The sequence below is a fragment of the Rhodococcus sp. NPDC059234 genome (genome assembly GCF_042754225.1).
GTDB lineage: Bacteria > Actinomycetota > Actinomycetes > Mycobacteriales > Mycobacteriaceae > Rhodococcus_G.
Window position 1 is genome coordinate 1 of record NZ_JBHZAH010000134.1, and the last position, 12,387, is coordinate 12,387.

Here is a 12,387-nt window from a genome sequence, read left to right on the forward strand (position 1 = left end):
CCCAGGTTCTGCACGGCTTCCAGCGGGGACGGTCCGATCAGTAGCTGATGCTCACGGTCGGATCGTCGCCGATCCACTCCCGCATCGGGACCGTCCCGCCGATCTCGGCGTTGCTCGTTCCGCGGCGCTCACACCCGCCAGACCGTGGTCGATCGCGGCGGGGCCGGCCTGGGTGCGGTTGTTCTGCACGATCCCGATTCTCCCCGCTCGCGGGTGCGTCGGGGGCCCGAACAGACCGGAAGCTGGCAGGATCGGGACGTGACCACCGCCGGACCGGGCCGACCCCGGCTGACCAAACCGCGTCGTCCCGGACCGACCGCACAGGCCGAGATCCTGGACGCCGCCGCGGAACTGTTCACCACCAAGGGGTTCGCGTCCACCTCGACCCGGCAGATCGCCGAGGTGGTCGGGATGCGCCAGGCCTCGCTCTACCACCACTTCGCCACGAAGGACGACATCCTCGCGGCGCTGCTGCGCAAGACCGTCTCCGCCCCACTGGAGTTGGCGACGCGACTGACCGAACGCACCGAACCGGCCGCGGTGCGGTTGTCCGCGCTGATCCTGTTCGACAGCGGGCAACTGGTGTCTGGGCGGTGGAATCTCGGCGCCCTCTACCTGCTGCCCGAACTGCGCACCGAGCGGTTCGCCCACTTCCGCCGGGAGCGACAACTGTTGCGGGAGCGTTATTCCACCCTCGCTCGGGCGGTGCTCACCCAACTGGGCAGCTCGGAGACCGCGTGTGCCGGGCTGCCGTTTCGGATCGTCGAGACGGTGATCAACGACCGCAGCGACGGCGAGGGCGGTGAGCCGGTCGATCTCGGGCCAGAGGCGCCGCAGCTGCTCGCCGACGCGGGACTTCGAGTACTCGGCTGGACCGACGTCGAATCGCTCCGGTCCCCGGCCGGCATGCTGCTCGACGACGTCGCGGCCGAGGCCTGAACCGGTGCGCGGCGAGGGCGTGTTCGGCGACGTCGTCGAGCACGCTGCGCCGGTCTCGCAGAGCGTGCCGCACCGGCACGCGCGCGTGGTGCCGCGCACCAACGGCGACGGTCTGCGAGGCTTCGTCTGGCCACGCACGAAGTGCGGCGACGAGTTCGAGGCGGCCGACTACGCCGCGCGAGTCGGTGCCGCACTGCGCGGCTGACGTGAGGCAAGCCCTTCGGCATCCAGGCGAGGAGACGGCATGGCGATCGATGTACTCGACGCGGTTCGGCTGGGCGGCACCACGCAGTGGATGCGCGTGCGAGGCGCGGACGAGTCCAACCCCGTCCTCCTCCTGATCCAGCAGGGCCCCGGCCTTCCGATGATGAACGAGGTGCGACGGTTCGGGAACCTGCTCGGTCTCGAGCGGGACTTCACGGTCATCTACTGGGACCAGCGCGGATGCGGTCGGTCGCTGCGCGGAGGCAACGGCACGGACGTGCTCAGCCTGGAGCTGGCGGTGAGCGACACGGTCTCGCTCCTGGAGGTCCTGCGCGACCGATTCGACGCAGCGCCGTTCGTCGTCGGATTCTCCCTCGGCGCGACCACCGGGTTGCGCGCTGCCGAGCGGCGCCCGGACCTCGTGGCGGCGGCGGTCGCGGTGGGCACGGACATCGACGGCGTCGCCGCTGCGAACTGCGCCTATGACTTCGTGCTCGGCGCCGCCCGCAGGCGCGGCAACAAGCGCGCGATCCGGCAGCTCGAGGGGATCGGCCCGCCGCCCCACCTGAACACGAAGCAGTTCGGGACCCGGGTGCGCTGGGCCTCGAACTTCGGTGGGGTCACCGTCGACGAGACGTACGGGACCATGATGCGCACCTTGCTCGCGAGCCTGGTGCGCTCGTCGGACTACTCGGTCGCCGACGTGATCCGCACCGTTCGCGGCATCGGCGCCACCCAGGCCGCGCTACTGCCCGAGCTCGCCAACCTGGACCTCGTCCGAACCCTGCCCCGACTGCGCGTGCCGGTCGTGCTGGCGCAGGGCCGTCGGGACCAGGTGTCGCCGGGCGACGCGGCCCAGCGCTTCGCAGATTCACTGGAGGCGCCGCGCAAGCAGCTCGTGTGGTTCGAGAACTCGGCCCACACGCCACACTTCGAGGAGCCCGCCAAGTTCCGGGACCTGCTCATGCGGGTCCGGGCCGGGCAACTGCCGGGCACATGACAGTTCGTCCACGGCGCATCAGGTGCCGACATCGTCACCCACTTCGTCAGTTGGTGAGCCCCACGACCTCGTCGTCGGTGAGAACCGTCTCCGGCACTCTGCTGGCCGACCGTGCCAACTGCACCGCACGGTAGAGCGGCCGCTCCTCGAGCCCCGCGCCCCGCGCCTCCGCTCGCAGCTGGCCGACCAGGGCGTCGGACATCGCCACGGCCGGGACCAGGTCCCCGGACACCAGCGCGTCCGCCAGCGAGCGCAGGGCGAGCACCTCGAGTTCGCGGCCGCCGTCGGCGGTGTAGAGCGCGAGCGGCACCGTCACCCGGCGCGCGTCGTCGCCGACCCGCAGTGCCACCTGACTGACCCGTGCCACCCGCACCACCAGCTCCGCGCTCACCGCGACACCGAGGTCGACGGACTTGGTCCGGAGGCCGGTGCGCGCGTGCACGGTGGTGCCGGACAACCAGATTCGGCGCCGCATCGCCAGCAGGGCGGAAAGCGCAGTGGGCACGGCGATGATCGCACCGACCAGCACAGCCACCCCGGCTGACGCGAACAGCGCGAACACGGCGGCGACCAGCACGCCGATCACGACCGCCACCACCGCGAGTCCGCGCAACCGCGGCCGGATCATCTCGACCGGAATCAGGTCCAGTGCAACCGATCCCGCGGCGTCACCCTTCGCCAAGGACCGAACCCAGCTCGGCCACCACGGACTCCAGCGGCACCTGACGCTGGTCGCCCGTCGAGAGGTCCTTGACGCCGATCACACCGTCGGCGATGTCGCGTTCGCCGAGCACCAGAGCCAGCCGCGCGCCGGAACGGTCGGCCGCCTTCATCGCGCCCTTGACCCCGCGGCCGCCATACGCCATGTCCACCCGGATGCCCGCGGCCCGCAACTGCGCCGCGATCACCACGAGCGTCGCCTTGGCCTCGTCGCCGAGGGGCACCCCGAACACCTCGCAGCGCGCGGGGCTGCCGGCGGTCTTGCCCTCCGCCTCGAGCGCGAGCACCGTGCGGTCCACGCCGAGGCCGAATCCGATGCCCGACAACGCCTGTCCGCCGAGCTGTTCCATAAGTCCGTCGTAGCGTCCGCCGCCGCCGATGCCCGACTGCGCGCCGAGACCGTCGTGCACGAACTCGAAGGTGGTCTTGGTGTAGTAGTCGAGACCGCGCACCATCCGCGGGTTCACCGTGTACGGGACGCCCAGCGCATCCAGGTGCGCGAGCACCTCGTCGAAGTGGGCCTTGGCCTCCTCCGACAGGTGGTCGAGCATGAGCGGCGCGTCCGCGGTCATCTCCTTGATGTGCGGGCGCTTGTCGTCGAGCACGCGCAGCGGGTTGATCTCCGCACGCCGACGGGTGTCCTCGTCGAGGTCGAGCGTGAACAGGAACTCCTGCAACAACTCCCGGTACTGCGGGCGGCAGGTGTCGTCACCGAGCGAGGTGATCTCGAGCCGGAACCCCTCGAGGCCGAGACTGCGGAAGCCCGCGTCGGCGATCGCGATCACCTCGGCGTCGAGCGCCGGGTCGTCCACGCCGATCGCCTCCACGCCGACCTGCTGGAGCTGCCGGTACCGGCCTGCCTGCGGCCGCTCGTACCGGAAGAACGGCCCCGAGTAGGCGAGCTTGACCGGGAGCTGGCCGCGGTCGAGTCCGTGCTCGATGACCGCTCGCATCACGCCGGCGGTGCCCTCGGGACGCAGTGTGACCGAGCGGTCGCCGCGGTCGGCGAAGGTGTACATCTCCTTGCTCACCACGTCGGTGGACTCGCCGACGCCGCGCGCGAACAGCCCGGTGTCCTCGAAGATCGGCAACTCGATGTGGCCGTAGCCGGCCAGGCGCGCCGCGCGGGTCAGCCCGTCACGGACGGCGACGAACTCCGCCGACGCGGGCGGCACGTAGTCGGGGACGCCCTTGGGGGCCGAAAATGCGCTGTTGCTGGGCTTGCTCACTGCTCTACTTTCCCCTACCTGGATCCGGCCAGTCCAACCAGGAACGGATTCGACGCTCGCTCCTGCCCGATCGAGCTCGCGCCGCCGTGGCCCGGCAGCACCGCGGTCCCGTCGTCGAGAACGAGCAGCTTGGCCGCGATCGAGCGCAGCAACTGCTCGTGGTCACCGCCCGGCAGGTCCGTCCGGCCGATGGAGCCCGCGAACAGGGTGTCCCCCGTCAACGCCACCTGGACCGGGCCACGGTCGGTGTCCGCGGTCGTCCGCAACACCACCGACCCCTGCGTGTGGCCGGGCGTGTGGTCGACGACCAGGGAGATCCCGGCGAGCTCGAGGTCGTCGCCGTCGGACAGCTCGATCACCTCAGCCGGCTCGCGGAACTGCGCGTCGCCGATCATCGCGGCCAGCGCGGGACCGGTGCCGCGCAGCGGATCGCTGAGCATGTAGCGGTCCTCGGGATGAATGTAGGCCGGGATGCCGTACTTCTCGCACACCGGCGCGACCGACCACGTGTGATCGAGATGCCCGTGCGTCAACAGCACCGCGACCGGGGTCAGCGAGGACTTGCTCAGGAACTCCACGAGTGGCTCGGTGGCATCCTGACCGGGGTCGACGACGAGGCATTCGCTCGCCCCGTCCTGCGCGAGGATGTAGCAGTTCGTCTGAAACGCTCCGGCGGGAAATCCGGTGACGAGCACGGCAGTCGCTCCTAAGTGACGGGTAACTTTTCTCGACCGACAGCCTATGCGCCCGACACTCCAGCCTTTTCACAGGTTCTAATGGCACACTCTGTCAGCGACTAATTCGACGGTTTCCCCGGAGGTATGCAGCAGTGCCAAGCAATGAGCAGCGTCGCCAGGCCGCGAAACGCAAGCTGGAGCGACAGCTCGAACGCCGGGCGGAGAAGTCCCGCAAGCGCAAGCAGATGACGATCGGCGCCTCGATTCTCGGTGTGGTGCTCGTCATCGCCGCCGGCGCCGTCGTCTACTCCCTGACCAAGTCCGACGGCAGCTCGGACAACACCGCAGACGGCGCCGCCACGACGCAGGAGTCCCCGTCCGCCGCCCCGATGCCCACCGCACGCGCGAAGGCGCTGCCGGCGACGGTCGACTGCAGCTACCCGGCGGACGGCCAGGGAGCGGCGAAGCCGGTCAACGCCCCGAGCGCCACCGGCGTCTCCGCCCAGGGCACCGTCACGGTGAACCTGGACACCAGCCAGGGACCGATCGGCCTCGAGCTCGACCGCGCCGAGTCCCCGTGCACGGTCAACAGCATGGTCAGCCTCGCCTCGCAGGGCTACCTCAACGACACCCCGTGCCACCGGTTGAGCACGACCGGACTGAAGATCCTGCAGTGCGGCGACCCGACCGGCCAGGGCACCGGCGGTCCCGGCTACGGCTTCAACAACGAGTTCCCGACGGACCAGTACGACCCGAACGATCCGGCGCTGAGCAGCCCGGTGACCTACGCGCGCGGTACCATCGCGATGGCCAACACGGGACAGCCCGGCAGCAACGGCAGCCAGTTCTTCCTGGTGTACGACGATTCGCCGCTGCCGCCGAACTACACGGTGTTCGGCACCATCGACGACGCCGGCCTCGCCACCATCGAGAAGATCGCGGCGGCAGGCGACGACGGATCGATGTCCGCGGGCGGCGGCAAGCCGAACACCCCCGTCCAGATCACCACCGCAACCGTCGCGGCATGAGCCGCACGAGCGCTGTCAGGAGCATCGTGACCGTCAAGAAGACCCTCATCGCGGCGGCGGGCATCGGCCTGGTGCTCGCCGCGAGCGCCTGCTCGAGCAACGACAACTCCACGAGTTCGTCGTCGACGTCGCTCACCCCGGCGCATCAGACTGCCGCGGCGCCAGACCTGTCCGCATACCCGAAGCTGCCGGCCCTGCCGGTCCAGGAGTCGCCGACCGCGGCGTGCTCGTACCCGGCGAGCGGCCAGCCGATCAAGCCGGTGAACCCGCCGAACCCGGACGGGGTCCCCACGTCGGGGACCGCGCAGATCGCCATGACCACCTCGCAGGGCCCGATCGGGCTGACCCTGAACCGCGCCGAGGCGCCGTGCACCGTCAACAGCTTCGTCAGCCTGAGCGGGCAGGGCTACTACAACGACACCCCCTGCCACCGGCTGAGCACCAGCGGGCTGTACATCCTGCAGTGCGGTGACCCGTCGGGCAGCGGCCGTGGCGGCCCGGGATACGGCTACCTCAACGAGTACCCGTCCAACCAGTTCGCGCCGTCGGATCCGGCCGGACAGCAGCCGGTGGTGTACCCGCGCGGCACCATCGCGATGGCCAACACCGGCCAGCCCGGCAGCAACGGCAGCCAGTTCTTCCTCGTCTACCAGGATTCGCCGCTGCCGCCGCAGTACACGGTGTTCGGCACCATCGACGACGCCGGCCTGGCCACCATCGAGAAGGTCGCCTCGGCGGGCGACGACGGCTCGATGTCCGCGGGTGGCGGCAAGCCGAACACCCCGATCCAGATCGAGAAGGTCACCGTCAGCTGACCGGTCGCTCGGCTTCGATTGTCGAGCGACCGTCACATCGGGACCGGGAGCGCGCACCTACGCCGCACTCCCGGTCCCGACTCGTGTGCGGCATCGGTCACCCCTGCTACATCCGATCGAGCATGGCGAGGTAGGCGTCGAGCTGGGCCGCGCCGGTGAGAAGACTGCGGCTGCGGGCGGTCAGGCGGTCCTGCCAGGCATCGAGGAAGGCGCTCAACGCCTGCGTCCCGCCCGCCTCGCGCAGCGACTCGACGAACTGCGCGACCTGGCGCAGCGGGTACCCGCCCCGGCGGAGCTGCCGGGCGATCTCTGCGTCGCGCACGCCGTCCGGTCCGTATTCGCGACGGCCCGTCGACCGGTCTCGTTCGGGGCGCAGGATGCCCTCGGTCTCCCAGGTGCGCAGCGTTGCCGGATGCACACCGAGTCGGCGCGCGAGCTCGCCCACGGTGAGCGGAGGACAGTCGGCCGGCGCTGGGGTGGCGGCGGACAGGGTGCCGAGTGCGGCGGCGACCTCGGTGCGGGTGGTGCGTTCGGCGAGCAGCGCGACGTGCGCGGCGTCGATCAGCCGGTAGGCGGACTCGGTGTCCCTCCGGTTGGTCGCACGCATGATCTCCATTGCCTGCCGATGCCCGTGCCCGCCGCGCAATGCGAGGAAGGCACGCAGAGCCTGCGCGTGCAGTGGCGTGTAGCGCCGGTAGCCGGCCTCGCTGCGCGTGGTGGGCGGGAGGACGCCCGCGTCGTCGTAGTTGCGGATCGCCTGGGCGGACAATCCGTGTTCCCGGGCGAGGTCTATGGGTCGCAGCGCGCACCTCCGATTGAGACTTCAGTCGATCAATTCCAGGTAGATGTCTCACAAGTCTCACCGGAATCTTCAACGATAGCGTCGAGGGCAGTTCCTTTCGAAAGGGGTATTTCATGTCCACTGCCACATCGCTGCGTGGGATCGGCCGCCAGCTCGACGACACCGCAAGCCTCGGCCGTGCCGTCGACGAGTTGCTCGCGGCGCGAACCGATCCGCCGACGCTGCTCGCGCTCGGCGAGCCGACACACGGGATCGCGGCATTCCCGTTGCTGCGCAACGAACTCCTCGGCCACCTGACCGAACGGGGATACCGGTCGATCGTGCTGGAGACCGACTACTTCGCCGCGTCCGTTGTCGACGACTACGTGGGCGGGGCTACGGCGGATGTCGACGAGGTGCTCGCGACCGGGTTCAGCCACGGGTTCGGCGCCGTGCCGGGCAACCGCGAACTCGTCGAATGGCTGCGCGCCCACAACGCCGGCCTCGCGCCGCGGGATCGAATTCGCTTCCACGGCTTCGACGCGCCGGTGGAGCAATCCGGCGCGCCCAGCCCGCGGTGCGCTCTGCGCTCGGTCAGCGAGTACCTGCCCGCTGCGCTGCGACCCGAGTCGGTCCGCGACCTCGACGCGCTGCTCGGCGACGACACGGACTGGACGAACGAGGCGGCCATGTACGACCCGGCAGCGTCCATCGGCGGCTCCGATCGCGCTCGCGCCCTGCGCATCGTCGCGGACGACCTCGCCAGCGCCCTGCACCGTGCGGCACCCGGCCTGCACTCCGCCGACGCGACCGGCTACGACCACGCCGTCGCACACGCACGCACCGCCCAGGGCCTACTGCGCTATCACGCGGCCATGGCCGGTGCGGCGTCCGATCGCATCGCCACCCTGCTCAGCCTGCGCGCCGAGATGATGGCCGAGAACCTGCGCGCGATCGTCGCCCAGGAGCAGCGCCGCGGGCCGAGCCTGGTGTTCGCGCACAACGTGCACCTGCAGCGCGCGCAGCCTCGGACGACCGTCGCAGGCGGCGACGTGAACTGGTGCAGCGCCGGGGCACTCGTCGGGCTCACCCTCGGCGGGCGGTACGCGTTCCTGGCAACCGACGCCAACCCCGACAGTGATCCGGACACCCTCCAGGGTGTGCTGGCCGACGCGACCACCCGCCGCGCGCTGTTCCCCGCACAGGCGCTCCGCGACGCACTTCCCCCTTCGATCGGTGCGGGCGAGCCGATCCTGCCCGGCCACATCCCGCTCGACCCGGCAGAGTTGGACGGCGCCGACGCGGTCATCTTCGTCGGCGACACCGACGGAAAGCGGCATCAGTACTGGTAGCCGGAAGTGCCGCGCGTCGAGATGCTCACCGCCCCACCGTCGGTGGGCGCGTGGCAGCTCGCCGGAGCGACCACCATGAGGGCAATCCCCTCGACGGCGGCCGCGCCACCCGACTGATCTCGAAGAGAATCGGCAAGGACGGCCCCCTCCCCCAAGGACTTCGTCCAGGGGGGGGCGCCAGGGTTCAGGCGCGTCGGCGCCTAGGCGGCGCTGGTGACGCGGTACACGTCGTACACGCCCTCGACATTGCGGACCACGTTGAGCACGTGGCCGAGATGCTTCGGGTCACCCATCTCGAAGGTGAACCGACTGATCGCGACCCGGTCACCGGACGTGGTGACCGACGCCGAGAGGATGTTCACCTTCTCGTCCGCGAGCGCCTTCGTGACGTCCGAGAGCAGCCGGTGCCGGTCGAGCGCCTCGATCTGGATCGCGACCAGGAACACCGAGGACGCGGACGGCGCCCACTGCACCTCGATGATCCGTTCCTCCTGCTCGCGCAGCGAACCGGCGTTCGTGCAGTCGGTGCGGTGCACGCTCACCGCGCCGCCGCGGGTCACGAAGCCCATGATCTCGTCGCCCGGCACCGGCGTGCAGCACTTCGCCAACTTCGCCACCGTGCCCTCCGCGCCCGGCACCAGCACGCCCGAGTCCGTGGTCCGGCGCGGCCGGGTCGGGATGTTCGACGGGGTCGACCGCTCGGCCAGCTCCTCCTCGACGTCGCCGACGCCACCGAGGTGCGCGACCAGTCGCTGCACCACGTGCTGCGCGGAGACGTTGTGCTCGCCCACCGCCGTGTACAGCGCCGAGACGTCCACGTAGCGGAGCTCGTGCGCGATCGCGGACATCGACTCCGCGTTCATCAGGCGCTGGAGCGGCAACCCGCCGCGGCGGACCTCCTTGGCGATCGCGTCCTTCCCGGACTCGAGGGCCTCCTCGCGACGTTCCTTCGCGAACCACTGCCGGATCTTCGCCTTGGCCCGCGGCGACACCACGAAGCCCTGCCAGTCCCGGCTCGGACCGGCGGTCTGCGCCTTGGAGGTGAACACCTCCACCACCTCGCCGTTCTCGAGCGTCCGCTCGAGCGCGACCAGCCTGCCGTTGACGCGGGCACCGATGCACCGGTGCCCCACCTCGGTGTGGACGGCGTACGCGAAGTCCACCGGCGTCGATCCGGCGGGCAGCGTCACCACGTCGCCCTTCGGGGTGAAGACGAAGATCTCCTTGACCGCCAGGTCGTAGCGCAACGACTCGAGGAACTCCCCCGGATCCGCCGCCTCCCGCTGCCAGTCGAGCAGCTGGCGCATCCACGCCATGTCGTCGACCTCGGCGGCGTCACCGGAGTGCTTGCCCTTGGTTTCCTTGTACCGCCAGTGCGCGGCGATGCCGAACTCGGCGGTCCGGTGCATGTCGCGGGTGCGGATCTGCACCTCGAGCGGCTTGCCCTCGGGACCGACGACGGTGGTGTGCAGCGACTGGTACACCCCGTACCGCGGCTGCGCGATGTAGTCCTTGAACCGACCCGCCATCGGCTGCCACAGCGAGTGCACGACGCCGACCGCGGCGTAACAGTCGCGGATCTCGTCGCAGAGGATCCGCACGCCCACCAGGTCGTGGATGTCGTCGAAGTCGCGGCCCTTGACGATCATCTTCTGGTAGATCGACCAGTAGTGCTTGGGCCTGCCCTCGACGGCCGCGCTGATCCGGGACGCGGCGAGGGTCGCGTTGATCTCGGCCCGCACCTTCGCCAGGTACGTGTCGCGGGACGGCGCGCGATCGGCGACCAGCCGGACGATCTCCTCGTACTTCTTCGGATGCAGGATCGCGAAGGAGAGGTCCTCGAGTTCCCACTTGACCGTGGCCATACCCAGTCGATGCGCCAGCGGCGCAATCACTTCCAGCGTTTCCTTGGCCTTGCGCGCCTGCTTCTCCGGAGGCAGGAAGCGCATGGTGCGCATGTTGTGCAGCCGGTCGGCAACCTTGATCACCAGCACCCGGGGGTCGCGGGCCATGGCGATGATCATCTTGCGGATGGTCTCGCCCTCGGCGGCGGTGCCGAGCACCACCTTGTCCAGCTTCGTCACGCCGTCGACGAGGTGGGCCACCTCCTCGCCGAATTCCTCGGTGAGCTGTTCGAGGCTGTAGCCGGTGTCCTCGACGGTGTCGTGCAACAGCGCCGCGACCAGCGTCGTGGTGTCCATGCCCAGCTCGGCGAGGATGTTCGCCACGGCCAGTGGATGGGTGATGTACGGATCACCGGACTTGCGCTTCTGACTGGCGTGGCGCTCCTCCGCGACATCGTAGGCGCGCTGCAGCACCGCCAGGTTCGCCTTCGGGTACAACTCCCGATGCAGGCTGACCAGCGGCTCGAGCACCGGTTTGATGGTCGCGTTGCGTTGCGCGGTGATCCGGCGCGCCAGGCGCGCGCGAACCCGTCGTGACGCCGAGGTGGGCACCGGAGGCGCCGCGCCCTCCGCCGGTGGCTTCGTCTCACCGCTTCCGGACCGCGACCTGTCGAGGTTCTGGGTCATCTGACGTCACCTCCCGCCGAATCGAAATGGGTACCGCCTGTCGCGCGTAACCGCCCGCCGCGACCTCGTGCACAACCAGCGAGAACGTCGCCGGTCACAACTTTAGTCCTCAGACCCGCAGCAGGGACGTCACCGGGTGCTTCGTCAGCCGGTCCCGGCCGCCGAGCACCTCGATCTCGAGTACCACCGCCACCCCGAGCACCTCCGCACCCGCATCGGCGAGCAGTTCCGCGGCGGCACCGAGGGTTCCACCGGTCGCGAGCACGTCGTCGATCACCAGCACCCTGCGCCCGCGCAGGTCGAGGCCGTCCGCGGGGATCTCGAGCCGCGCGGTGCCGTACTCGAGCGAGTACTCGCGCCCGAGCACCGGCGGCGGCAGCTTGCCTGCCTTGCGCACCGCGAGGACGCCGGCGCCGAGTTCGAGCGCGACCCCGGCGCCGAGCAGGAACCCGCGAGCATCGATGCCCGCGACCAGATCGGCACCCGCCCCGACCGACGCGAGGGCATCGACGATGTCACGAAATGCGTTCGCATCCGCGAACACCGGCGTCACGTCCGCGAACTGCACCCCGGGTTCGGGGAAGTCGTCGACCCACCGGGTCAGGCGGGTGAGGTCGGCGGCGGCGCGGGTCGAACTGTCGGTGTTCACCGGAGCAGTATCCACCTGTCCATGTTCCAGCCCGCGCCCGAGACCGACAGGTTCGGCACCGCCGCGTGCATGCCCTTCGCGATGGCGGTGGTGCGCGGCTCGTTGAACAGGGGAATCGACGGCATCTCCGCCCACAGGATGTTCTCGGCCTCGGTGGAGAGGTTCAGCCGGCTGCCCTGCGCGGTGTCGACCGCCAGCTGGTCGGCGATCTCGGTGACCCGATTGTTGTGGTACTGGCCGTAATTCGTTCCGTTGCCCGCAGCCAGCGAATAGACGGGCGGGATCTGCGAGTCGGCGCCTGCAGACCCCTGCGCGGATGCCGTCCCCCCGAGTATCGCGTCCACCTGGCCGGTGGCCAGCCCACTCGGCAGGAACCCCGGCGTCCCCGCGTCCTGCACGGTGATCCCGGCGGGCGCACAGGTCGCCGCGATCGCGGCGACCGTGGCGGCCCGCCGCTTGTCC

12 protein-coding genes and 1 pseudogene are annotated in these 12,387 nt (G+C 70.1%); 6 read left to right on the top strand and 7 right to left on the bottom strand.

What is annotated here, in order from left to right; translation table 11 throughout:
* The first annotated feature begins 258 nt into the window (after positions 1-258).
* From ACFXGJ_RS21365 to ACFXGJ_RS21375, 3 genes are read left to right on the top strand one after another with little or no spacing between them, the layout of a single operon-like run.
* On the top strand, positions 259-939 hold the full coding sequence (locus ACFXGJ_RS21365) for a TetR/AcrR family transcriptional regulator (RefSeq protein WP_378624426.1): 681 nt from the start codon (positions 259-261) through the stop codon (positions 937-939).
* Between the two features lie 4 nt (positions 940-943).
* The gene (locus ACFXGJ_RS21370; RefSeq protein ID WP_378624428.1) at positions 944-1,144 is read left to right on the top strand and encodes a hypothetical protein; all 201 of its coding nucleotides are present in this window, start codon (positions 944-946) and stop codon (positions 1,142-1,144) included.
* 39 nt (positions 1,145-1,183) lie between these two features.
* Entirely contained in the window at positions 1,184-2,143 is a 960-nt protein-coding gene (locus tag ACFXGJ_RS21375) for an alpha/beta fold hydrolase (protein WP_378624431.1), read from the top strand.
* Between the two features lie 46 nt (positions 2,144-2,189).
* On the opposite strand, the gene ACFXGJ_RS21380 is transcribed toward ACFXGJ_RS21375, so the two are convergent.
* The 3 genes from ACFXGJ_RS21380 to ACFXGJ_RS21390 are packed head-to-tail and all read right to left on the bottom strand — an operon-like array spanning position 2,190 to position 4,787.
* Entirely contained in the window at positions 2,190-2,825 is a 636-nt protein-coding gene (locus ACFXGJ_RS21380) for a hypothetical protein (RefSeq protein WP_378624435.1), read from the bottom strand.
* The gene (gene hisS, locus ACFXGJ_RS21385) at positions 2,812-4,092 is read right to left on the bottom strand and encodes a histidine--tRNA ligase (protein ID WP_378624439.1); all 1,281 of its coding nucleotides are present in this window, start codon (positions 4,090-4,092) and stop codon (positions 2,812-2,814) included. Before hisS ends, ACFXGJ_RS21380 begins: the two co-directional genes overlap by 14 nt.
* Positions 4,093-4,106: 14 nt before the next feature.
* Positions 4,107-4,787, bottom strand: a complete 681-nt coding sequence (locus ACFXGJ_RS21390; protein WP_378624444.1) for an MBL fold metallo-hydrolase — start codon at positions 4,785-4,787, stop codon at positions 4,107-4,109.
* A gap of 134 nt (positions 4,788-4,921) precedes the next feature.
* Between ACFXGJ_RS21390 and ACFXGJ_RS21395 the strand changes: the two genes are divergently transcribed.
* The gene (locus ACFXGJ_RS21395) at positions 4,922-5,797 is read left to right on the top strand and encodes a peptidylprolyl isomerase (RefSeq protein ID WP_378624448.1); all 876 of its coding nucleotides are present in this window, start codon (positions 4,922-4,924) and stop codon (positions 5,795-5,797) included.
* Positions 5,794-6,612, top strand: coding sequence for a peptidylprolyl isomerase (locus ACFXGJ_RS21400; RefSeq protein ID WP_378624453.1), 819 nt, complete (start codon positions 5,794-5,796; stop codon positions 6,610-6,612). Before ACFXGJ_RS21395 ends, ACFXGJ_RS21400 begins: the two co-directional genes overlap by 4 nt.
* A gap of 106 nt (positions 6,613-6,718) precedes the next feature.
* On the opposite strand, the gene ACFXGJ_RS21405 is transcribed toward ACFXGJ_RS21400, so the two are convergent.
* Positions 6,719-7,414, bottom strand: coding sequence for a MerR family transcriptional regulator (locus ACFXGJ_RS21405; protein ID WP_378624464.1), 696 nt, complete (start codon positions 7,412-7,414; stop codon positions 6,719-6,721).
* 113 nt (positions 7,415-7,527) lie between these two features.
* Here ACFXGJ_RS21405 and ACFXGJ_RS21410 point away from each other — a divergent pair, with 113 nt between their 5' ends.
* Positions 7,528-8,745 carry an erythromycin esterase family protein gene (locus tag ACFXGJ_RS21410; protein ID WP_378624456.1) on the top strand — a complete coding sequence of 406 codons (1,218 nt, stop codon included), beginning with the start codon at positions 7,528-7,530 and terminating at the stop codon, positions 8,743-8,745.
* A 200-nt stretch (positions 8,746-8,945) separates the two neighbouring features.
* Here ACFXGJ_RS21410 and ACFXGJ_RS21415 read toward each other — a convergent pair whose 3' ends face one another.
* The 3 genes and pseudogenes from ACFXGJ_RS21415 to ACFXGJ_RS21425 all read right to left on the bottom strand — a co-directional run.
* The gene (locus tag ACFXGJ_RS21415; RefSeq protein WP_378624458.1) at positions 8,946-11,276 is read right to left on the bottom strand and encodes a RelA/SpoT family protein; all 2,331 of its coding nucleotides are present in this window, start codon (positions 11,274-11,276) and stop codon (positions 8,946-8,948) included.
* Positions 11,277-11,385: 109 nt separating this feature from the next.
* A complete protein-coding gene (locus ACFXGJ_RS21420) occupies positions 11,386-11,925 on the bottom strand; it encodes an adenine phosphoribosyltransferase (protein ID WP_378624462.1) in 540 nt (179 codons plus the stop codon).
* Positions 11,922-12,387: pseudogene (locus ACFXGJ_RS21425) on the bottom strand (peptide-binding protein); the annotation flags it as partial. The pseudogene ACFXGJ_RS21425 and the gene ACFXGJ_RS21420, both read right to left, overlap by 4 nt.

What these genes read in the sequence shown, in the direction of transcription:
- ACFXGJ_RS21410 (WP_378624456.1), top strand. Translation starts at nt 7,528, where the DNA reads ATGTCCACTGCCACATCGCTGCGTGGGATCGGCCGCCAGCTCGACGAC.
- ACFXGJ_RS21415 (WP_378624458.1), bottom strand. Translation starts at nt 11,276, where the DNA reads ATGACCCAGAACCTCGACAGGTCGCGGTCCGGAAGCGGTGAGACGAAG.
- ACFXGJ_RS21375 (WP_378624431.1), top strand. Translation starts at nt 1,184, where the DNA reads ATGGCGATCGATGTACTCGACGCGGTTCGGCTGGGCGGCACCACGCAG.
- ACFXGJ_RS21400 (WP_378624453.1), top strand. Translation starts at nt 5,794, where the DNA reads ATGAGCCGCACGAGCGCTGTCAGGAGCATCGTGACCGTCAAGAAGACC.